At 38.5% G+C, this 20,023-nt stretch carries 23 protein-coding genes and 1 pseudogene; 21 read left to right on the top strand and 3 right to left on the bottom strand.

All coding sequences use genetic code 11. The annotated features are described in order from the left end of the window. Nucleotides 1-107: 107 nt before the first annotated feature. The 5 genes and pseudogenes from rplS (at nucleotide 108) to B2008_RS02955 (ending at nucleotide 3,048) form a co-directional block, all read left to right on the top strand. Complete coding sequence (rplS, locus tag B2008_RS02975; RefSeq protein WP_281829079.1) at nucleotides 108-455, top strand: 50S ribosomal protein L19; 348 nt, start codon at nucleotides 108-110, stop codon at nucleotides 453-455. A gap of 253 nt (nucleotides 456-708) precedes the next feature. Continuing rightward, nucleotides 709-1,122, top strand: coding sequence for a bis(5'-nucleosyl)-tetraphosphatase (locus tag B2008_RS02970; RefSeq protein WP_281829077.1), 414 nt, complete (start codon nucleotides 709-711; stop codon nucleotides 1,120-1,122). A gap of 86 nt (nucleotides 1,123-1,208) precedes the next feature. Further along, on the top strand, nucleotides 1,209-1,628 hold the full coding sequence (locus B2008_RS02965; protein WP_281829074.1) for a bis(5'-nucleosyl)-tetraphosphatase: 420 nt from the start codon (nucleotides 1,209-1,211) through the stop codon (nucleotides 1,626-1,628). Next, a pseudogene (locus B2008_RS02960) lies at nucleotides 1,615-2,250 on the top strand (uracil-DNA glycosylase). Before B2008_RS02965 ends, B2008_RS02960 begins: the two are co-directional and overlap by 14 nt. After that, nucleotides 2,251-3,048 carry an SGNH/GDSL hydrolase family protein gene (locus tag B2008_RS02955; protein WP_281829072.1) on the top strand — a complete coding sequence of 266 codons (798 nt, stop codon included), beginning with the start codon at nucleotides 2,251-2,253 and terminating at the stop codon, nucleotides 3,046-3,048. 38 nt (nucleotides 3,049-3,086) lie between these two features. On the opposite strand, the gene lexA is transcribed toward B2008_RS02955, so the two are convergent. Beyond that, entirely contained in the window at nucleotides 3,087-3,710 is a 624-nt protein-coding gene (lexA, locus tag B2008_RS02950) for a transcriptional repressor LexA (RefSeq protein ID WP_281829070.1), read from the bottom strand. Nucleotides 3,711-3,855: 145 nt separating this feature from the next. On the opposite strand from lexA, the gene B2008_RS02945 reads away from it, so the two are divergent. The 7 genes from B2008_RS02945 to B2008_RS02915 all read left to right on the top strand — a co-directional run bounded on the left by B2008_RS02945 (nucleotide 3,856) and on the right by B2008_RS02915 (nucleotide 11,835). Further along, on the top strand, nucleotides 3,856-4,104 hold the full coding sequence (locus B2008_RS02945; RefSeq protein WP_006351486.1) for a DUF896 domain-containing protein: 249 nt from the start codon (nucleotides 3,856-3,858) through the stop codon (nucleotides 4,102-4,104). Between the two features lie 69 nt (nucleotides 4,105-4,173). Further along, nucleotides 4,174-4,395 (top strand): YneF family protein, encoded by a 222-nt coding sequence (locus B2008_RS02940; RefSeq protein ID WP_281829069.1) that lies wholly within the window; start codon nucleotides 4,174-4,176, stop codon nucleotides 4,393-4,395. An 81-nt stretch (nucleotides 4,396-4,476) separates the two neighbouring features. After that, nucleotides 4,477-6,240: an ABC transporter ATP-binding protein gene (locus B2008_RS02935; protein ID WP_281829067.1), complete on the top strand. Its 1,764-nt coding sequence runs from the start codon at nucleotides 4,477-4,479 to the stop codon at nucleotides 6,238-6,240. Next, nucleotides 6,233-8,032, top strand: a complete 1,800-nt coding sequence (locus tag B2008_RS02930; protein ID WP_281829065.1) for an ABC transporter ATP-binding protein — start codon at nucleotides 6,233-6,235, stop codon at nucleotides 8,030-8,032. Before B2008_RS02935 ends, B2008_RS02930 begins: the two co-directional genes overlap by 8 nt. 10 nt (nucleotides 8,033-8,042) lie before the next feature. Next, a complete protein-coding gene (locus tag B2008_RS02925; RefSeq protein WP_281829063.1) occupies nucleotides 8,043-9,983 on the top strand; it encodes a M13 family metallopeptidase in 1,941 nt (646 codons plus the stop codon). A gap of 87 nt (nucleotides 9,984-10,070) precedes the next feature. Further along, nucleotides 10,071-11,249 (top strand): SAM-dependent methyltransferase, encoded by a 1,179-nt coding sequence (locus B2008_RS02920; RefSeq protein ID WP_281829061.1) that lies wholly within the window; start codon nucleotides 10,071-10,073, stop codon nucleotides 11,247-11,249. Between the two features lie 145 nt (nucleotides 11,250-11,394). Then, complete coding sequence (locus tag B2008_RS02915) at nucleotides 11,395-11,835, top strand: hypothetical protein (RefSeq protein ID WP_281829059.1); 441 nt, start codon at nucleotides 11,395-11,397, stop codon at nucleotides 11,833-11,835. A gap of 205 nt (nucleotides 11,836-12,040) precedes the next feature. Here the strand turns inward: B2008_RS02915 and B2008_RS02910 are convergent, their stop codons facing one another. Next, complete coding sequence (locus B2008_RS02910; RefSeq protein ID WP_281829057.1) at nucleotides 12,041-12,337, bottom strand: hypothetical protein; 297 nt, start codon at nucleotides 12,335-12,337, stop codon at nucleotides 12,041-12,043. A 210-nt stretch (nucleotides 12,338-12,547) separates the two neighbouring features. Between B2008_RS02910 and B2008_RS02905 the strand changes: the two genes are divergently transcribed. The 4 genes from B2008_RS02905 (at nucleotide 12,548) to B2008_RS02890 (ending at nucleotide 14,935) form a co-directional block, all read left to right on the top strand. Then, the gene (locus B2008_RS02905) at nucleotides 12,548-13,291 is read left to right on the top strand and encodes a DUF4097 family beta strand repeat-containing protein (protein WP_281829056.1); all 744 of its coding nucleotides are present in this window, start codon (nucleotides 12,548-12,550) and stop codon (nucleotides 13,289-13,291) included. Nucleotides 13,292-13,390: 99 nt separating this feature from the next. Next, nucleotides 13,391-13,762 carry a hypothetical protein gene (locus B2008_RS02900; RefSeq protein ID WP_281829054.1) on the top strand — a complete coding sequence of 124 codons (372 nt, stop codon included), beginning with the start codon at nucleotides 13,391-13,393 and terminating at the stop codon, nucleotides 13,760-13,762. Nucleotides 13,763-13,777: 15 nt separating this feature from the next. Next, nucleotides 13,778-14,548 carry a nucleoside phosphorylase gene (locus B2008_RS02895; protein WP_281829053.1) on the top strand — a complete coding sequence of 257 codons (771 nt, stop codon included), beginning with the start codon at nucleotides 13,778-13,780 and terminating at the stop codon, nucleotides 14,546-14,548. Nucleotides 14,549-14,689: 141 nt separating this feature from the next. Then, nucleotides 14,690-14,935, top strand: coding sequence for a hypothetical protein (locus B2008_RS02890; protein WP_281829051.1), 246 nt, complete (start codon nucleotides 14,690-14,692; stop codon nucleotides 14,933-14,935). Here B2008_RS02890 and B2008_RS02885 read toward each other — a convergent pair. Continuing rightward, a complete protein-coding gene (locus B2008_RS02885; protein WP_281829049.1) occupies nucleotides 14,891-15,505 on the bottom strand; it encodes a lysophospholipid acyltransferase family protein in 615 nt (204 codons plus the stop codon). The genes B2008_RS02890 and B2008_RS02885 overlap by 45 nt on opposite strands. A gap of 61 nt (nucleotides 15,506-15,566) precedes the next feature. On the opposite strand from B2008_RS02885, the gene B2008_RS02880 reads away from it, so the two are divergent. From B2008_RS02880 to frr, 5 genes are all read left to right on the top strand, one after another. Beyond that, nucleotides 15,567-16,598, top strand: coding sequence for a GIY-YIG nuclease family protein (locus tag B2008_RS02880; RefSeq protein ID WP_281829048.1), 1,032 nt, complete (start codon nucleotides 15,567-15,569; stop codon nucleotides 16,596-16,598). 158 nt (nucleotides 16,599-16,756) lie between these two features. Continuing rightward, a complete protein-coding gene (gene rpsB / locus B2008_RS02875) occupies nucleotides 16,757-17,533 on the top strand; it encodes a 30S ribosomal protein S2 (protein WP_281829047.1) in 777 nt (258 codons plus the stop codon). A gap of 38 nt (nucleotides 17,534-17,571) precedes the next feature. Then, nucleotides 17,572-18,597: a translation elongation factor Ts gene (gene tsf, locus B2008_RS02870; RefSeq protein WP_281829046.1), complete on the top strand. Its 1,026-nt coding sequence runs from the start codon at nucleotides 17,572-17,574 to the stop codon at nucleotides 18,595-18,597. A gap of 137 nt (nucleotides 18,598-18,734) precedes the next feature. Then, nucleotides 18,735-19,463, top strand: coding sequence for a UMP kinase (gene pyrH, locus B2008_RS02865; RefSeq protein WP_281829044.1), 729 nt, complete (start codon nucleotides 18,735-18,737; stop codon nucleotides 19,461-19,463). Then, nucleotides 19,463-20,020: a ribosome recycling factor gene (frr, locus tag B2008_RS02860; protein ID WP_281829042.1), complete on the top strand. Its 558-nt coding sequence runs from the start codon at nucleotides 19,463-19,465 to the stop codon at nucleotides 20,018-20,020. The genes pyrH and frr overlap by 1 nt, the downstream gene beginning before the upstream one ends. Nucleotides 20,021-20,023: the final 3 nt, after the last annotated feature.

Raw genomic sequence — 20,023 nt, 5'->3', positions numbered from 1 at the left:
GCCTGATCTGTTAAACTAATGATCGTGACAAATGTCACTAAATAAGTTATGGGTATTCCGCTGGGCGCGAGGCGTGATATGAATGCCGAAGAAGGAGAAAATATATTATGGATCCATTAATTGCAGAATTAACTAAAGAACAAATTCGTGACGATATCCCTGAATTCCGTGCAGGTGACACTGTTCGTGTTCACGTACGTGTTGTTGAAGGTACTCACGAACGTATTCAGTTATTTGAAGGTGTTGTAATTAAGAAGAAGGGTACTGGCATCGGTGCAACTTACACTGTTCGTAAGATTGCTTCAGGTGTTGGTGTTGAACGTACCTTCCCAGTAAACGACCCACGTGTTGCAAAACTCGAAGTTGTTCGTCATGGTCGTGTACGTCGTGCTAAGCTTTACTACTTACGTGACCGTAACGGTAAGGCAGCAAGAATTGCTGAAGCTCGTCGTTAATTACAATCAAAGAAGCAGTTACAAACGGAACTGCTTTTTTATTTCGAAAATTGTTTGACACCAAGGCAATCAATTGATATATTAAAATTACTAAAAAGAAAAATGAGATCTTTTAGATCTTGTTTTTGATCGTGTCAAACTAGGTAGAGGTAGACTAGTTAACAACGCGATAATCACTATTTTGCTTTGCAAGATAGTGATTTTTTTATATTTATTGGTATAATAGACCCATCGCAATGAGGGGGAATAATTTATGATTCATGAGCACTCAGCTGGCAGCGTTATATACTGCCTGGAAGAGCAAGAACCAAAGTTTTTAATCGTTGAAAGCGTCTTGCATCATACTTGGGGATTTCCTAAGGGCCATTTGGAACCTGGGGAAACAGAAGAAGATGCGGCAAAACGTGAAGTTGCTGAAGAAGTTGGCTTGCATCCGAAGTTTGATTTTGATTTTCGACGTGAAATCGAATATGAAACCGAAGAAAATACGATTAAAAAAGTTGGCTTCTTTCTGAGTGAGTTTGTTTCCGCACAAAAAGTAGTTGATCAAAAAGAAGAGATTCTCAATTCAAAGTGGGTAAGCTTATCTGAATCAAAAAAATATTTACCTGCTGAACGTAATTTATACGAAATATTGGTTGAAGCAATTTCTTATCTAAAAAAATAAATGAAATTATTAAGTGGTTCTGACGCATGTTGGAATCACTTTTGTTTTATAATGAATTCACATTAAACAAGGAGGACTGATAATCAATGCTGAAGGAACATTCTGCTGGAGCGGTAATTTACCGCAAGCATGAGGGCGAATTGCAATTTTTAATTGTTCAAAGTATTAAAAATGATAATTGGGGCTTCCCTAAAGGACATTTGGAAGGCAATGAAACGCCGAAGCAAGCAGCAAAACGCGAAGTTCATGAAGAAGTTAATTTGAAGCCAAAGTTTGATTTTAATTTTGTGCAAAAAATTCAATACCAAATGTTCAATAAGCATTGGAAAGAGGTTACCTTCTATTTAGCAAAATACTTGCAAGATCAGACGGTCAAAATTCAAGCAGAAGAAATTAAAAATTACCTGTGGGTCAATTTAACAGATGCAGAAAAATATCTGGTTGAGCATGGCAAAATGGACGTTTTGAGAAAGGCTGTCTCTTATCTGAAAGATGAATTATCCTGAAAGTTTAAGCAGCTGGTTAAGCAGCATTCAAAAGACATGCGACTAGAAGGACTTAATGCGGGTGCAGGTCCTAAACATCCGGCTTTGATGATTGTAGGTGAAGCACCAGGCCATGAAGAACTCGCTTCACAAATTCCGTTTCATGGGGATTCCGGCAAGGAATTGATGAAATCTATTGCCTCAATCGGATTAAAGCGCGAGGATGTTTATATTACGAGTGCCGTTCGAAGCCGCCCTTATGCGGTTAAAAAAGTTTTTAGCAAACGAGAGAAAACAAGGAAGTAGTGAAATATCCCAATCGCAAACCTACTAAAAAAGAAGTTTTGGCTCATGCTCCTTTTTTAGACTATGAGATCAAAGAAATTGAACCAACTTTAATTGCAGCGGTAGGCAATACAGCTTTAGAGCGCCTGCTTGGCCCTGGTCATAAGATCTCTGAAGAACATGGCAAAATAATAAAAAATACGCCGATATTGCAGCTAAATGATGCTAAAGATGCTTATGTTTGGTCAAAAAAGCGGTATACAATTTTTCCGCAGTGGTTTTTTATAATCGTAAGTTGACTGAACAAATAGCTAGAGACTGGCTGGCAGTTATGCCGTTTTTAAGGAAAGGAGATTAAATGAGCAACGAAACTTTTTTAATTTCGATTAAGCAAAACAATGATTTATCTACTCCTGCTGTCTGGGAATTAAGAGAGAGCATTGAAAAGCATCCCTTGAGTCAGCGCAAATATATCGAGTTGGCTGCTCTGCCTGGCAACAGCCGCAAATACAGCGTTAACAATGTGAAGGCCATTAAAGGACCTCTTTTTGATAAACAAGTTCTGTTTCTGGGTTCATCTGTGACGTTAGGCTATGGAGCATTAGGAGAATCATTTGTTGATTATCTTTGGAAAAGGGATGGGATTCAGGCAGTGAAAGATGCCGAAAATGGTACGACTTTATGCGGCAATACAGATCCTAACAGCAGCGATTATGATCCAGATTCATATATTAATCGCTTCTACGCCAACTTCTTAGTGGCTGATAGACCAGACGCGTTCGTTTTGCAATTGTCGACCAATGATGCGACAAAGGATAAGCCTTTAGGACAAATTGTCGAGAATGAGAATTTTGATACTAAGACTATTACTGGCGCACTAGAATTTATCATTGCTAATGCACAGAAAAAATGGCATTGTCCGGTACTGCTTTATACCAATCCTCCCTTTGATAATCCGCTTTATCAAAAAATGGTTGATCGTGCTTTAACTCTGCAGAAGAAATATCATTTTGAACTGTTAGATTTGTATCATGATCCTGCTTTTCAAAAACAAGATGTGCTTTATAAGGCTGATCCGATTCACCCTACGCGGGCAGGTTATCAACTAAAATGGCTGCCAAAATTTGAAGAAAAACTTACCAAAATGTTGGCATAAAAAAGACTAGGAACTAACTTCCTAGTCTCTTGCTTTATTTAATCAATATTACTACGGTAAAGGCCAACAACCTTGCCTAAAATGCTGACCTTAGATAAGATAATCGGTGCCATTGTATCATTTTCCGGTTGCAAACGGTAATGGCCGTTTTCTTTGTAAAAGCGCTTAACCGTTGCTTCGTTATCTTCTGTCATGGCGACTACAATTTCACCATTAGAAGCAGAAGATTGCTTTCTGACAATTACATTATCACCATTTAAAATTCCCGCGTTGATCATACTCTCACCATGAACCTTAAGCATGAACAGATCGCCGGCATCTGCCTTTAAATCAGGTGGAAGTGGGAAATAATCATCAATATCTTCAACTGCTAAAATTGGCTGCCCTGCAGTAACAACACCGACAACCGGTATTTCTTTAGGCTTAATGCCTAGTTTTTCGCGTCCTTTTTTCGTAATTTCGATTGCACGGGGCTTAGTTGCATCTTTAATTAAAAGTCCTTTGCGTTCAAGCCGTGATAAATGGCCGTGAACCGTTGAAGTTGAAGATAAATTAACTGCTGAGCAGATTTCACGAACAGTTGGCGGAAAACCGCGATCCTCAACGGTATCGTAGATGTATTGCAAAATTTCGAGTTGTTTTGATTCGTGGTTGTTAGTCATAATGTAACCCCATTTGTGTCTAATATTCTTTAAGTATTAGTTTAGCAAAAAACAAAACGATATACAAACGAACGTTCTTAAATTTATTACTTTTTTTATCTACACAAATACTGTAAACTATCGTTATATATAGAGGTGTTAAATCATGGACAAAGATGAAATTAAAAAGGTAACAGACCGAATCAACGAGCTTTATCACAAGAAAGAAAATGAAGGTCTGACACCTGAAGAAGAAGCTGAAAGAAAAGAACTTCACAAAAAGTTTTTAGCCAATTTTAGAGCTGGTTTCAAACAACAATTGGAAGATACGGTTATTATAGATAAAGATGGTAATGAAGTAACTTCTGAACGTGCAAAACGTGCCCAAAGAAAAAAGGGCTTGAGAAAAGATTAAATTAGGCTTTAAAAAAGTTTTATTTTTTTGTAAGATATATTCTGTTAGTTAATGGAGGATTTTTAAATTATGAATTTAGGTTTAGCAATTGTTTTAATTATTGTTGCTCTTGGTATCGGATTAATTGGTGGCTTTTACGGTGCTAGAGCTTATATGAAGAAGTATTTCCAAGATAATCCTCCAATCAATGAAGATATGATCGTTGCAATGATGTCACAAATGGGACAAAAGCCTTCTGCTAAAAAGGTTAAACAAGTGATGAATATGATGAAGCATCAACAACGTAAATAATATATATCTTTATCGAAGAAGTTTGCAAAAGACGAAGGATTACCTTTGTCTTTTTCTTTTTGTTTAAGAAGGGGTGAAATAATGGGAGTTTTTAAGAAATTGGGCTGGTTCTTCAAAAAGGAGAAGAAACGATACATTTTAGGAATCATTTTTCTAGCCTTGACTTCTTTTGCCAACTTGGTTCCGCCAAGAGTTTTAGGTTTGATGGCCGATCAGCTGGATAAAGGTCATATTACTTGGAAACAATATGGCGTCCTGGTTTTAGCAGTTTTGGTCGCGGCCGTTGCCTTGTACTTGCTGCGGTATTTCTGGCGCAAGCAAATTTGGGGTGGTGCCGCAGAACTGGAACGGCAAATGCGCTCAAGACTGTTTCGACATTTTATGATCATGGACAGAACATTTTACCAGCGTCACCGAATTGGTGATTTGATGGCCCACGCGACCAACGACGTATCTGCGATCCAAAATGTTGCCGGCGATGGCGTTTTGACTTTGGTCGATTCACTGATGATGGGCTTGGCGACGATGATTGCCATGATTATTTTCGTTGACTTTCGTTTGACGATTGTAGCTTTGCTGCCACTGCCGTTCTTGGCCTGGGGTGCGCAAAAATTAGGTCAGCATTTGCATGCGGATTTCGATCAGTCTCAGGCTGCCTTTTCAAAATTAAATAATAAAACTCAGGAATCAGTCACCGGGATTAAGGTTTTGAAAACGTTCAATCAAGGTAAAGAGGATACGGCTGCTTTTGATAAAATGGTCGATCAAACTATTAAAATCAATCGCAGAGTCTTTATTTGGGATTCGCTGTTTGATCCATTAGGTACGATAATTATCGGTTTAACATATACAATCACGATCATTTATGGCGGGTTGCTTGTTAAAAACAAAATTTTGTCAGTAGGGCAACTAGTTTCATTTATTGCCTACATCAGCAATATGGTCTGGCCGATGTTTGCGATCGGCTACTTGTTCAACATTCTTGAACGGGGAAGCGCAAGCTATGATCGTGTTGAAAAATTGCTAAAAGAAAAGCCGCTCATTACCGACCAAAAGGCCGATGATTCATTGACGGCAGAAGATATCCATGGTGATTTGCAATATGACGTTAAATCTTTTGCTTATCCTGATGAAAAAGATGTCGAAGTTTTGCATAATATCAAGTTTACGCTGAAAACTGGTCAAACTTTGGGACTGGTTGGCCGCGTTGGTTCCGGCAAGACGACGATTATTCAATTGCTGTTGCGTGAATTCGATAATTATGATGGCAAAATTACGCTTAATGGTCACGATATTCGTGAGATTCCGCTCAACGTTCTGCTCAGACAGATTTCTTACGTACCGCAAAATAACTATCTCTTTTCTACCAGTATTCAAAACAATATTGCTTTTGCAGAAAAGGATGCCGAAGACAATCAAATTATTGAAGCAGCAAAAAAGAGTGATTTGCATAACGAAATTTTGCAAATGCCGCGTTCTTACAACACTTTAATTGGTGAAAACGGCGTGTCGCTCTCTGGTGGACAAAAACAGAGAATGTCGATCGCACGGGCACTTTTAAAACAGAGCCAGATTTTGATCATGGATGATGCCTTGTCAGCGGTTGATGCCAAAACTGAAACAGAGATTTTGCATGCATTGCGCAAGGAGCGTAACGGCAAGACAACTTTAATCGCAGCTCACCGTTTGACTTCAGTCATGAACGCGGATCTGATTTTGGTCTTAAAAGATGGAAAGATTGTTGAACGCGGAACCCATGACCAGTTGCTGGCTAATAACGGCTGGTATGCTGAGATGTGGCGCAGACAGGAATTCGAAGAGAAAGTGGGTGAAAAGCATGAATAATGAAGATGAGTTCAAATCAGTCTGGTCAGAAGCCATCCCAGTCAAAGAACAGATCGTTATTTTTAAACGTTTAATGAAATTCATTATGATTTTCAAACGGGAAATGCTGGTAGCTGTTATCGGTGCGTTTTTGGTTAGTGTCATCAATATGGCGTTGCCATTTGGTCTGCAATACTTTTTGGATCACTTTTTGTTAAAACAAACTGAAACCGTGCAAATTATTTTATTTGCGGGATTCTTGTATGCTTTAGGTTCATTATTAAAAGCGTTGTTGCAGTTTGCTTATGAATTTTGTTTTTCTTTAGGTTCTGAAAAGTCGCTGGAACAAATTCGGAAGGTACTTTATCGCAAGCTTCATAGTTTGGGGATGCGTTACTTTGATCAAACGCCAGCAGGCTCAATTGTTTCGCGGGTTACCAATGATACGATGACTTTGAGCAACTTCTTGACGGTGCTGTCAAGCGTCGTGATTTCCTTCTTCTCAGTTGTTTCAGCTTTAGTGGCCATGTTTTTAACCAATAAAACCGCTGGCTTCTTAATGTTGGCGTTCTTGCCGATTTTGCTGTTGATTATTTGGCTTTATGCTTATCAAAGTTCCAAACTTTACCGCAATTATCGTGAACGATTGAGCCGCATCAACACGAACCTGAATGAATCGCTTGAAGGCGTATCTTTGATTCAGCAGTTTAAGCAAGAAAAAAGAATGACAAATGAATTCGAGGATGAAAATGGCGGCTTGATGAATACCCGTTTCAACATGATCCGGATGAATTCACTGCTTTTGTCACCTCTGACTTCCATGCTTTATTCATTAGCTTTGGCTGTATCATTAATGTACTTTGGCTTTCCGCTTCACGATACCTTCGTGCCAGCCGGTGTTGTTTACGCCTCTTCACAATATATTTCACAATTCTTTAACCCTATTTCAACCATGATGGATCAAATGACGCTGTTCCAGGATGGGATTGTTGCGGGTAAAAGAATTTTCAGAATCCTTGATGATACGCAATATGAACCACAGCAGCAGGCTCAGGAAGGTTTAACAATTGCAAAAGGGAAAATTGAATTCAAGCACGTTTCATTCTCTTATGATGGCAAAAACGAGATTTTGCATGATATTACCTTTACCGTCAATCCCGGAGAAACGCTTGGAATCGTCGGTCATACGGGCTCAGGCAAAAGTTCCATCATCAATGTTATGATGCGCTTTTATGAATTTTATAAGGGACAAATTTTAATCGACGGCGTGGATATTAAAAAATATCCTAAAGAAGAGCTGCGCAAAAAGCTTGGACTTGTTTTGCAAGAACCATTTATGTTCTATGGCGATATCAATTCTAATATTCGCTTGTACAATCAAAAGATCACAGATGAACAAATCAAAGAGGCCGCTAAGGCTGTTCAAGCCGACCGTTTTATTGAAAAAATGCCGGGCAAGTATCATGCTAAGGTTATTGAAGGCGGCTCTGAATTAAGTCAAGGCGAGCGGCAACTGATTTCATTTGCTCGTACTTTGGTCACCGATCCAAAGGTTTTGGTTTTAGACGAAGCGACAGCTAACGTTGATACTGAAACGGAAACAATGATTCAGGAAGGACTTAAGCGTCTGCGTAAAGGCAGAACTACTTTGGCAATTGCTCACCGTTTGTCGACGATTGCAGATGCCGATCAAATTATTGTTTTGGATAAAGGTCGTATCATTGAAAAAGGTACGCATGAAGAACTGTTAGCCAAAAAGGGCTACTACTACAATCTGTACAATTTGCAAAATGATGCGCATAAGGAAAAATAGGAGGTTTTGAATGAAAACTATTGCAAAAATACGTGGCGGTGTCGGTGATTTGACTAAGCCCGACATTTCAGCTCGTCCGCAAGACAATCTATATTTGGCGGTAAATTCTAAGTGGCAAAAAGATGTCAAGATTCCAGCCGACCGAACTGAAATTGGTGTTAACATTGATATCGATATGAAGATCGAAAAGAAATTGATGCATGATTTTGATCAAATTGCCTCTGGAAAAGAAAAAATGCCAGACGTTAAGGATTTTGACAAAGCAATTAAGCTGTATCAGATTGCCAAGAACTTTAAGAAACGCGATAAAGACGGGGCAGAACCAATTAAGACTGATTTAAACAAATTAATTGCACTTAAAGATTTTGCTGAGTTTAACAAAGAAGCAGTCAAAATTGACGAATTTGCTGGATTGCCATTTGGCTTTGACGTGGAAGCCGATATGAAAAACACCAAGGTTCATGTTTTGGAATTTAGTGGTCCAGGCACTTTTTTACCAGACACAACAAGCTATCAACAAGATGATGCCAAAAAGCTTTTGGAAATTTTGAAGAAGCAAACCATCAAACTGTTGACAATGGCCGGAGTTGATGAGTCAAAAGCTGAAAATTATGTCGATCAGGCTTTAAAATTCGATGCTAAACTTGCCAAAGTTGTTAAATCTACTGAAGAGTGGGCGGATTATCCAGCTGCATATAATCCATATTCAATGTCCGACTTTTTGGCTAAGTTCAAATCATTTGATATGAAGGGATCTTTGGAAGAACTTATCCCTCAGCTGCCAGATCGTGTAATTGTTTTAGAGCCAAGATTTTTAGATCATGCAGAAGAATTGATCAATGCTAATAATTTTGAAGAGATTAAAGGATGGATGATCACCAAGTTTATCAATGGTGCGGCTGGTTCACTTTCACAAGAATTTCGTGAAGCGGCATTTCCGTTTAGTCAAGCCTTGAGTGGACAAGGAGAATTGACACCGCAAGATCGTCATGCTTATTACACGGCTAATGGAAGCTTCGATGAAGTTATAGGTATTTACTACGGCGAGAAGTATTTTGGTGAAGATGCCAAGGCTGATGTTACCGATATGATTCACCAGATGATCAAAGTTTATGAAGAGCGAATTCAAGATAACGATTGGCTGTCTGATGAAACTAAGAAGAAAGCTATCGTCAAGCTTCGTGCATTAGTTTTTAAGATTGGCTATCCGGATAAGATTGAAAAAATTTATGATTTGCTGCAAGTTGATCCCCAAAAGAGCCTTTATGAAAATGAAAAGGCAATGGGAAAAACGCTTGAAAAGTACAGTTTAAGCAAATTAACTGAACCGGTTGATCGTTCCGTATGGCTAATGCCAGGTAACCTAAACAATGCTTGTTATGATCCTCAAAGAAACGATATTACATTCCCAGCCGCAATTTTGCAGAAGCCGTTTTATGACTTGCACCAGTCCCGTAGTCAAAATTATGGTGGGATCGGCGCAACGATTGCTCATGAAATTTCTCATGCTTTTGACAACAATGGGGCAAAATTCGATGAGTTCGGCAATATGAAGAATTGGTGGACTGACGCAGATTTCAAGGAATTCAATAAACGGACTCAGGCAGCAATTGACATTTATGATGGCTTGCAATATGGCCCTGCTAAGCTAAACGGAAAGCAAATCGTTTCAGAAAATATTGCTGATTTAGGTGGCCTTACTTGCGCAATCCAAGCTAATAAGACAGAAAGCGGCAACATGAAGGAACTATTTGAGAATTACGCTCGTTCTTGGGCACAAAAGCAGCGTCCTGAAGCAATCAAGACCGAAATTGCGACCGACGTTCATGCACCGCAACCTACCAGAGTGAATATTCCTTCACAATGTCAGGATGAATTTTATGAAGCTTTCGATGTTAAGAAAACTGATGGAATGTGGCTTGATCCGGATAAACGCGTAACGATTTGGTAAGCCATACTAAGAAACTCATGTCAATCATGAGTTTCTTTTTATTTAGTGTTAAAATAACCCTAAGGTTTATTTATGGAGGGAACTTAATTGTTAGAAAAAACTTTTTACAAGATGATGCTCAGTAAATCCTTCCCGTTCCCAGTTAAAGTCACTTATTGGGATGGTAAGAGTGAAGTATACGGCAATGGCACACCAGAAATTGAGATTGTCTTTAATGAAAAAATTCCAATTTCAGCAATTATCAAAAACGCTTCACTTGCGTTAGGTGAGGGCTACATGGACAAAAAGATCGAAATTCATGGTGACATCCAAAAGTTGATCATGGGTGCTTATGAAAGTGCCGATTCATTCATGCGTTCTTCAAAATTCCGCAAGTTTATTCCAAAAACAAAGCATACGGAAAAGCAAAGTGAAGAGGATGTTCAAAGCCACTATGACATTGGTAATGACTTCTACAAGTTATGGCTTGATCCAACCATGACTTATTCATGTGCTTACTTTGAAGATGGCAATACTGACGATCTTGAAAAAGCACAAATTGCAAAAGTTCACCATATTTTGAACAAGCTTTATCCGGAAAAGGGCAAGACCTTGCTTGATATTGGTTGTGGCTGGGGTACTTTGATGCTCACAGCAGCTAAAGAATATGGCTTGAAGGTAACCGGTGTTACTTTGAGTGAAGAACAATACAAGTTGGTTCAAAAACGTATTTATGACGATGGCTTAGAAGATGTTGCTGAAGTCAAACTCGAAGACTACCGTGAATTAGGTGATCAAAAGTGGGATTACATCACTTCAGTAGGGATGTTCGAACACGTAGGTTCAGAAAACTTGCCTGAATACTTTGCCGACGTATACAAGCACTTGAACCGAGATGGTGTTGCGCTGATTCACGGAATCACCCGTCAACAAGGTGGTGCCACCAACGCTTGGATTACCAAGTACATCTTCCCAGGTGGTTATATTCCAGGTTTGCAAGAGATTGTCGGCGACATTGTTGGCAGTGGTTTGCAAATTACTGATATGGAAACTCTTCGTCGTCATTACCAAAGAACTTTGGAAATTTGGGACAAGAACTTCAATAATGCTCGTGAACAAGTTCAAGATAAGATGGGCGAAAGATTTACTCGAATGTGGGACATGTATTTGAATGCTTGTGCTGCTTCATTTGAATCAGGCAATATTGATGTTATTCAGTATTTGTTGACTAAGGGCCCATCTGGTAAGAACTTGCCAATGACTAGAAATTACATGCTTGAAAAATAGTATTTTGATTAAAATGAAAAAACGTTGAATGCAATATTCAACGTTTTTTTGTTGCTTGCTTATTATTTTTCTATGTTGGTTGTATAATTAGAAGATAATTAGGCAAAGAGCGATAAACGAGGTTTGAAAAAATAAAGGAGATATAATGTTAGAAGACCAACGTAAATTTGATGAACTAGGACAAAAATTATTTATGAAGGGTGTCTTGCAAGATTTTGAGCAAAAACATGGTCCAATCAAAGGAAGAATGATGGTTACGGAGGGCAAGATTCCACCAGAAATGTTGACTAAGCTTCAACCAGAATTAGTTAAAAATCCTAACTGGATCGTTGTGGAAGGCAGCTTCGACTTCTCTAATTACATGATTGGAATGGTAATTGGCTTGAATCCAGTTCAGCCATTGGCAAATGGCTGGTTGATCCCTCAGTTGAATCATTCTGGAGTTAAACCAAGTCAAAATTGGCAGGAATTCTTTATGGAAAAAGTAATGGACAAGATTGATGATAATGGTCATATTGATTTGCCAATTTATAGTTGGATTTCAGACAAGAGCGGTCTTACTTTAACTGATAAAGAAGATAAATAAAAAACGAAAGAGCTTAAATGTGCTCTTTCGTTTTTTTACTCAGTATATAAATATGATCCCCATCTTACTGGTTCTTCAACTGTTGGCAAGATTAAAAAGTATAAAATGAACAGCCAACCAAGCGGAATAAGATCAAGCCAAAGTCACCAGCCTGAATGATTAGTGTCATGCAATCTTCTTACTGCAGATCCAAGCAAACCTAAATTTACCCAAATTCCAATAAAAAAAGAATAATCAAAATCAGGAAAAGCAAAGCACTTGACGAACTAAATGAATAGCCATTGTTAAAGCTGCTGAAAGGAGCGACAGTAAAGATCGCGATGATCGTTAAGATAATGTCTAAAATTGCAGTTGCCGCATAGCTGACCCAAAATTCTTTACGTGTGCTGCGTGCGCTCCAATTAAAAGGATTTAAAAACAGATTTTTAAGGATTTGTGATACTGCGGGAGTAGGGATGCTGCTCTCTGATTCTTGATATGGTTTTTCGTAATAATTTGCCATTTTTACTCTCTTTTCTTTTTATTTACTTAGCATTATAGAATAAAACTTATGATAAAATACAAAATTTAAAATAGATTTTGTAGCAAATATGTTTATTTTTTGTCTTTAAATTATAAAGGAAAATGTGTTGAAAATTAAAATAATGGGAGTAAAATTAAAGTCAAATAAAAGTAATCTATTATTTGTTTAAGAATGTAGGAGTGAAGCCTTATGTTTTTCACAAAAGCTAAAAAGGATGACGACGATATCAAAACTATCGACCAAGTGCTGTCTAATGATAGTTTTGATACCTTAAGAGTCGATTTTAAAAGCTTAAATTTGGAAGTAAAAGCAGGTAATAAATTTGAAATTAAATATCATGGACCAGAATATAAAAAGCCGGAAATTGACGAAGATGACGGCGTAATAAACGTTAAGGAACCTGACGTCCGTGATAAAGAAATTAAGCGTTGGGAGAAGGGCTTTTTCAAAACCGAAGTTCACAGCAGTCATGATGGGGAGGTAACCATTACTTTGCCCCAGGAAACTGAATTGGAGCAGTTTGACCTGCACATGATGAGTGGAAATGTGCGCATGAAACAATTTGCAATCAATGATCTGCAAGTGGAGTCGATGAGCGGCAATTTGGATGGAAAAACTTTGAAACTGGGAACAGTCGATATTTCTGTTACTTCCGGCAATATCAACCTTGATGAGGTCAGAGCAAAAGCTGGTGAAATTAGCCTAACCAGTGGCGATTTTAGACTAGAAAACAGCCGAGTATCTGACAAGTTGGAAGTGTCAACGGTTTCCGGCGATAACTTAGTTAAAAACATTCAAGTAGGACGCTGTCATCTGTCCACTGTTTCAGGCAATAACCGTATTTTCGGCAAAAAGTCTAAAGAAGCTGAGATTAGCGGCAATGCCAGTTTGCTAAAAATGGCGACAGTCTCAGGTGATAATACGGTAGAATAGAAACTAAAGCTAGAAAGAATTATTTAATGTTAACTTTGGTTTCTATTCAAGGAGGACACTGGTTTTTACCGGTTTTGATTTTAATTTTTTGACTATTTTTTGAATCAGTATGCTGCCAAAAAAGAATTAACGTCCTTAAGAAAAATAATAACGCTGGTTCAAGCAGTGCTTTTCCTAGCGATTGTCGTTTTAATTTGGATAATTTACTGCAAAGGCAGGACAAGCCTGACAACTGCAATTTTTGTTACTGCTATCATTGCGTTAGGGATGTTTAATAGTTGCCTTTTTGAACTAAAACAGCTTTTAGGAGCAAAATATTTTGGAATAAAAATAGCCTTTGACATCCTGATCATGTTTATCATTGCCGGCGTTATTTTGACCTGGTGGAATTTCAGCCTAGTATCATGGATTATCGCCATTCTTTTGTTAGCAGTAACTATTACGCTTGTCAAAAAAGCAGATAGTTTTTAAAAAAGGAGTGAGCTTATGTCAGAGAAACCTTTTATTTTAGACTTTGATGCTAATCAGCATGCGGTACTTGAACCGGATCATGATCAACTGCCATATCACTTTCATTCAAGACTGCTGTATGCTTTTGTTCCTAAAGAAAATATTGATCGTTTTCTTGATGAAGTGCCTCATAAAGTACTTGGAACTTTTGACACCATTTCTTTTCAACCGTCAATTTATGAAATCAATCTTAATGGTCAACTGCTGACCCTGTGTCAAGCTCCTTTAGGAGCGCCCGCTGCTACGCAGCTGCTTGATTGGCTGATTTCATATGGTGTTAAGCAAGCTCTTGCTTTTGGCAATGCCGGTGCACTAGTTGATTTGCCTGAAAACACTTTGCTTATTCCAACTCGCGCAATTCGCGACGAAGGCACGTCTTTCCATTATGCTGCGACTGGCAATATAATTAATCTGCAGCTGGATTTTATTAAAAAGATTGAAAAAGGTGTGCACAAGCTGAATTTTAAATTTGATGAGATTACTACTTGGACTACTGATGGTTTTTTCAGAGAAACGCCTAAGAAAGTAGCTCAGTTTAAGCAGTTAGGTGCGGCTACAGTCGAAATGGAATGTTCAGCTCTAGCAGCATGTGCGGAGTTTAGAAAGGTGGACTTTGCCCAATTGCTTTTTACAGCTGACTCTTTAGCTAAGATTGATGATTATGACGAACGCAATTGGGGCGATCAATCGCATAATTTAGGCCTAGAAATTGGTTCCAGAGTCCTAGCGATGATTGCAGAAAAATAAAAGACTGGCATTAGCTTTAAATTTTTGATAGAACAGTTTAGTAACATTTTAATAAAAGCGCGTATAAGTGAATCAGCACGTCCATTAATTTGGACGTGCTGTTTTTGCATCTAAGGAGGAATTTTTTTAATGGAGTTTTACATGAAGTTACCAAGAAATTTAACTGAGAAAGCAATTTTTATGGCGATCGTTTCGCTCATTTCAGTGAACATTCTCGGGCCGGTTATTTCAATGATGGAAATCGGCTTTAACTTCAAAAACTACATCTTAACTTTGCATATTTTGCCATTTATTTGGCTGGCAGTTATTGCTTCTGTTTTGATTGCTGAAAAGCCTGCTGCCTTATTTAGCAACATAATGGAAATCAGGATTTTGTTCTTTGTCTAGCTTATTCCAAGCATCCTGCATGATCTGATCATATTTGGCTTCATTTTCATGAGTCATCTTAGTTTTGCGATCGATGTAGATTGGATCACCAAAGCAGATTTCCATCGGTTTTCTCTTAAGCACACCCTTAAAAGTAAGCGGACCTTGATAGACGACAGGTACCAATGGCTTTTTAGAAAGCTTGGCAATTACTAATGCACCGCTCTTAAGTTCTGAAGAATGTCTTGTTCCTGATGGAAAAATGATTAATGAAAGTTTGCCTGCTTTTAATCCCTTAACCGGAATTTTGAGGACTGATGGTCCGGGATGTTTACGGTCTACAGGAAAAGCATGTGCGTGATTTAAGATAAAACGCAGGACTGGGTTTTTAAACAGTTCAATTTTGGCCATAAACATAAATTCCATAGGACTGGCTGCTAGTGCGAACATGATTGGCTCCCACCAAGTGCGGTGCGGCGCAACCAAAATGTAGTTGCCACTTGGAATCCGTTCTTTATGATGAACATGCAGGTGACCATTCAATACCCAAACGATGAAACGAACAATGGGTCTAACGAAACGATAAAACATAAATTTCCTCCAATTTGTTGTAAGCTATTATAGCAAGAAAAAACGAGAGGTTAAAATTTTTATGGTAAAACTTGGCAAAAACGAACGCATCGACTATATGTACAGTGATAATTTAAGAATTGTTCAAGATAAAACGGCTTTTAGCTTTTCATCGGATACGCTTTTTCTAGCTTATTGGGCTAAAAATGCAATATATGATAGGTATAAAGTCGCAGACTTATGTTCTGGCAATTGCGCGGCAACGATGTATATGGCCTATTTTAATCGGGCAAAATATGATGCAATCGAGATTCAGGATGAAGCATATTCACAGGCTGTTCGCTCGATTGAACTGAATAAAATGGAAAACAGAATTACCGTTCACCAAGATAATGTATTGAATGCGCCTAAATTTTTACGCAAAGATTCTTATGATGTTGTCACCGTCAATCCGCCATATTTTAAGGTACCAAAAGGACATGAAGTTAATCCTGATCGCAAAAAGGCGATTGCCCGCCATGAGATTTTGATCAATCTGGAACAAATTATTGAAGTTGCAAGCGGCCTTCTGAAAATGAAGGGCAAGATGTTCATGGTGCACAGACCAGAGCGTTTGGGTGAAATCTGCTATTACTGCATGAAGCATGATATGAGTGTTAAAATGGTACAGCCTTTTGTCTCTCATCGCGGAGAAGATGCAAACCTGATCATCGTTGAAGCAGTTAAGCACACGGCAACAGACGGAACCGTGATTAAAGATGCGATTGAAGTTCATGATCAAAATGGGGAGTATAAGCCAGCCTTGCAGAGAATATTGCTAGAAACAAAAGAAGATCGCGAAAAGCATGATAATGCGGGCAAGTATTTCTTTTATGTTTTAAAATGCAATGATGGCAGTTTTTATGGTGGTTTTACCAATGACTTGGCTCATCGTCTAAAAATGCATAATAGTGGCAAAGGCGCAAAGTATACAAAGTCACGCCGGCCAGTTAAAATTATTTATCATGAGCAATTTGATGATAAGCGTTTAGCTTTGAAAAGAGAGTATTGGTTTAAGCATCATACGAGAAATTGGAAAGAACAGTTTTTAAAAGAGCATAATGTTAAATATTAACCTTGCATTGACGCTAAAACTTTAGTATGATGTTCAAGTATGCTGTGTTGGCATGCATAAAACACATCAAGAGCGATCGATATTATGGTGCCCATAGGTAGTGGTCGAATATCGAATTGAACGCTTGAGAGGATTAAAACCACAGGAGGAATTATAATATGTCAGTTGTTACAATGAAGCAATTGCTTGAAGCTGGTGTCCACTTCGGTCACCAAACTCGTCGTTGGAACCCAAAGATGGCTCCTTACATTTTCACTCAAAGAAATGGTATCTACATCATTGACTTGCAAAAGACTATCAAGATGTTAGACGATGCCTACAACTTTGTTAAGAGCGTAGCTCAAAAAGGCGGCGTATTCTTATTCGTAGGTACTAAGAAGCAAGCTCAAGATTCAATTGCTGAAGAAGCAACCCGTTGTGGTCAATACTACGTTAACCAACGTTGGTTAGGTGGTACTTTAACTAACTGGACTACTATTCAAAGCCGTGTTAAGAGATTAAAGCAATTGAAGGAAATGTCACAAGACGGTACCTTTGATGTACTTCCAAAGAAGGAAGCTGCACTTTTGACTAAGGAAATGAACAAGCTTGAAAGATTCTTGGGTGGTATCGAAGATATGCCAAGAATCCCAGATGTATTGTTCGTAGTAGATCCTAAGAAGGAAAAGATCGCTGTTCACGAAGCTAACATTTTGGGTATCCCAGTAGTAGCTATGGTTGACACCAACACTGACCCAACTCCAATTGATGTAATCATTCCATCAAATGACGACGCTATTCGTGCTATCCGTTTGATCGCCAGTGCAATGGCAGATGCTATTGTTGAAGGTCAACAAGGCCAAGACGACGACAAGGACTCCGTTGAAGTAGACTTCAAGGAAGACGCTACCGGTAAAGACGAAGTCGTTGGTGCTGAAGAACACAAAGAAGACTAGTTTTTACTGTTATTAGTTCTATTTAGGAGGACTTTTCAATGGCACAAATTACTGCAAAGCAAGTTAAAGAATTACGTGAACGTACCGGTGCCGGCGTTATGGACGCCAAGAAAGCATTGGTAGAAGTTGACGGTGACATGGACAAGGCAATTGAATACCTTCACGACAAGGGCATGGCTAAGGCTGAAAAGAAGGCTGACCGTGTTGCTGCCGAAGGCTTGACTGGTGTTTATGTTACTGGCAATGTAGCAGCTTTGACCGAAATTAACTCAGAAACTGACTTCGTTTCTCAAAACGCTAAGTTTGTTAACTTGGTAAAAAATGTTACTAAGACAATTGCAGAAGGTGATCCTGCAAATGTTGAAGAAGCTTATAACTTAAAGATGGCTGATGGCAAGACTTTGTCACAAACATTTGTAGATGCTACTGCTACTATTGGTGAAAAGATTGTTTTACGTCGTTTTGTCTTAGAAGAAAAGAATGATGACCAAGAATTTGGTACTTACCAACACAACGGTGGCCAAATCGGTGTTATCACTGTTTTGGAAGGCGCAGATGCTGCTACTGCTAAGCACTTGGCTATGCACATCGCTGCTATGAATCCTAAGGTTATTTCACCAGATGAATTAGATGATGATTTCATTACTGAACAATTAGCCTTGATGAACCACAAGATTGATCAAGACAATGAAAGTCGTGCTTTAGTTCATAAGAAGCCATTGCCACATCTTGTTTATGGTTCAGAAAAGCAATTAACTGATGATGTTTTAGCTAAGGCTAAGGAAGACATCAAGGCTGAACTTAAAGAAGAAGGCAAGCCAGAAAAGATTTGGGACAAAATCATTCCTGGTAAGATGCAACGCTTTATTGATGACAATACTCAAGTTGATAAGCAATTCGCAGTTTTGTCACAAGATTACATCATGGACGACAGCAAGACTGTTGGCGAATTCTTGAAGGATAAGGGTGCTAAGTTAGTTGCCTTTACTCGTTACGAAGTCGGCGAAGGTATCGAAAAGAAACAAGAAGACTTTGCTGAAGAAGTTCGCAAACAAATGAGGTAATAAAATACAAAAGGGAGGACGATGTCCTCCCTTTTTTTTTGCAAAAAATTCCTAAAATTAATTTTTGTAGGCTTCACATACTCTACAATCGTACATTATATATGGTAGAATAATTAGAGCTATTATAGGAGGTTAATATGAGTCAAGTAAAATATAAACGCATCATTTTAAAAATTTCTGGCGAAGCTTTAGCTGGAGACGAAGGTACAGGTATTAATCCTACTGTTATTGCCCATTTGGCAAAGGAAATCAAATCAGTTCACGATTTAGGCGTTGAAATTGGTATCGTCTGTGGTGGCGGTAACATGTGGCGTGGTGAAACTGGTGCCAAATTAGGTATGGAAAGAGCACAGGCGGACTACATGGGTATGCTTGCAACTATTATGAATGGTTTGGCATTGCAAGATGGTTTGGAACATGTTGGTGTCCCTACTAGATTGCAAACTTCAATCGAAATGAGACAAATTGCTGAGCCTTACATCAGAAGAAGGGCTATGCGTCACCTTGAAAAAGGCAGAGTAGTTATCTTTGGTGGTGGTACAGGTAACCCATACTTCTCAACTGATACTACTGCCGCTCTGCGTGCTGCTGAAATTGGTGCAGATGTTATCTTAATGGCCAAAAATGGCGTTGACGGTGTTTACACTGCCGATCCAAAACTTGATCCTAAAGCCAAGAAGTATTCAGAACTTACACAACTTGATGTAATCGCAAAGAACTTAAAGGTTATGGATAGAACTGCAAGTTCATTGTCAATGGATACCGATATCCCATTAGTAGTCTTCAATGTAAACACACCAGGCAATATTAAGAAGGTTGTCTTAGGTGAAAACATTGGTACCGTTATTGAAGGTGGTAAGAAATAATGAATAACGAAACAATTCAAAAAGCAAAAGAAAACATGGAAAAGTCAATTAAGGTTTTCCGCAAAAACTTGGCTTCAATCCGTGCAGGTGTTGCAAACGCAAGTATTTTAGATGGTATTCAAGTTGAATATTATGGTGCACCAACACCATTAAATCAAATATCCAGTGTAAGTATTCCAGAACCACGTGTTCTTTTAATTACGCCATACGATATTAATAGTCTAGACGATATTGAACATGCTTTGCTTGCTTCAAATCTTGGCTTAAACCCAGCAAATGACGGTAAAGTAATCCGTTTGGTCATTCCACAACTTACTGGTGAGAGAAGACAAGAAATTGCCAAAGAAGTTGGCAAGGAAGCTGAAGAAGCTAAAATTGCGGTTAGAAATGTTCGTCGTGATGTCATGAATTCATTGAAGCGTCAATTAAAAAATGACGAAATCACTGAAGATGAACAACGCAATCTTGAAAAAGAAGTTCAAAAAGTAACTGACGATTCCACTAAAGAAATTGATAAAATTGCTGATGATAAGCGTAAGGAAATTACTCAAGGCTAATCA

Source organism: Lactobacillus sp. UBA5813 (genome assembly GCF_002417895.1).
GTDB lineage: Bacteria > Bacillota > Bacilli > Lactobacillales > Lactobacillaceae > Lactobacillus > Lactobacillus amylolyticus.
Note: the sequence above shows the minus strand (reverse complement) of the source record. Positions and strands in the feature narration are given on the sequence as shown.

What these genes read in the sequence shown, in the direction of transcription:
- B2008_RS02885 (WP_281829049.1), bottom strand. Translation starts at nt 15,505, where the DNA reads ATGTTTTATCGTTTCGTTAGACCCATTGTTCGTTTCATCGTTTGGGTA.
- B2008_RS02935 (WP_281829067.1), top strand. Translation starts at nt 4,477, where the DNA reads ATGGGAGTTTTTAAGAAATTGGGCTGGTTCTTCAAAAAGGAGAAGAAA.
- B2008_RS02905 (WP_281829056.1), top strand. Translation starts at nt 12,548, where the DNA reads ATGTTTTTCACAAAAGCTAAAAAGGATGACGACGATATCAAAACTATC.
- B2008_RS02910 (WP_281829057.1), bottom strand. Translation starts at nt 12,337, where the DNA reads ATGGCAAATTATTACGAAAAACCATATCAAGAATCAGAGAGCAGCATC.
- B2008_RS02970 (WP_281829077.1), top strand. Translation starts at nt 709, where the DNA reads ATGATTCATGAGCACTCAGCTGGCAGCGTTATATACTGCCTGGAAGAG.
- lexA (WP_281829070.1), bottom strand. Translation starts at nt 3,710, where the DNA reads ATGACTAACAACCACGAATCAAAACAACTCGAAATTTTGCAATACATC.
- rpsB (WP_281829047.1), top strand. Translation starts at nt 16,757, where the DNA reads ATGTCAGTTGTTACAATGAAGCAATTGCTTGAAGCTGGTGTCCACTTC.
- frr (WP_281829042.1), top strand. Translation starts at nt 19,463, where the DNA reads ATGAATAACGAAACAATTCAAAAAGCAAAAGAAAACATGGAAAAGTCA.
- tsf (WP_281829046.1), top strand. Translation starts at nt 17,572, where the DNA reads ATGGCACAAATTACTGCAAAGCAAGTTAAAGAATTACGTGAACGTACC.
- B2008_RS02940 (WP_281829069.1), top strand. Translation starts at nt 4,174, where the DNA reads ATGAATTTAGGTTTAGCAATTGTTTTAATTATTGTTGCTCTTGGTATC.
- B2008_RS02955 (WP_281829072.1), top strand. Translation starts at nt 2,251, where the DNA reads ATGAGCAACGAAACTTTTTTAATTTCGATTAAGCAAAACAATGATTTA.
- B2008_RS02925 (WP_281829063.1), top strand. Translation starts at nt 8,043, where the DNA reads ATGAAAACTATTGCAAAAATACGTGGCGGTGTCGGTGATTTGACTAAG.
- B2008_RS02895 (WP_281829053.1), top strand. Translation starts at nt 13,778, where the DNA reads ATGTCAGAGAAACCTTTTATTTTAGACTTTGATGCTAATCAGCATGCG.
- pyrH (WP_281829044.1), top strand. Translation starts at nt 18,735, where the DNA reads ATGAGTCAAGTAAAATATAAACGCATCATTTTAAAAATTTCTGGCGAA.
- B2008_RS02880 (WP_281829048.1), top strand. Translation starts at nt 15,567, where the DNA reads ATGGTAAAACTTGGCAAAAACGAACGCATCGACTATATGTACAGTGAT.
- B2008_RS02930 (WP_281829065.1), top strand. Translation starts at nt 6,233, where the DNA reads ATGAATAATGAAGATGAGTTCAAATCAGTCTGGTCAGAAGCCATCCCA.
- B2008_RS02965 (WP_281829074.1), top strand. Translation starts at nt 1,209, where the DNA reads ATGCTGAAGGAACATTCTGCTGGAGCGGTAATTTACCGCAAGCATGAG.
- B2008_RS02890 (WP_281829051.1), top strand. Translation starts at nt 14,690, where the DNA reads ATGAAGTTACCAAGAAATTTAACTGAGAAAGCAATTTTTATGGCGATC.
- rplS (WP_281829079.1), top strand. Translation starts at nt 108, where the DNA reads ATGGATCCATTAATTGCAGAATTAACTAAAGAACAAATTCGTGACGAT.
- B2008_RS02945 (WP_006351486.1), top strand. Translation starts at nt 3,856, where the DNA reads ATGGACAAAGATGAAATTAAAAAGGTAACAGACCGAATCAACGAGCTT.
- B2008_RS02915 (WP_281829059.1), top strand. Translation starts at nt 11,395, where the DNA reads ATGTTAGAAGACCAACGTAAATTTGATGAACTAGGACAAAAATTATTT.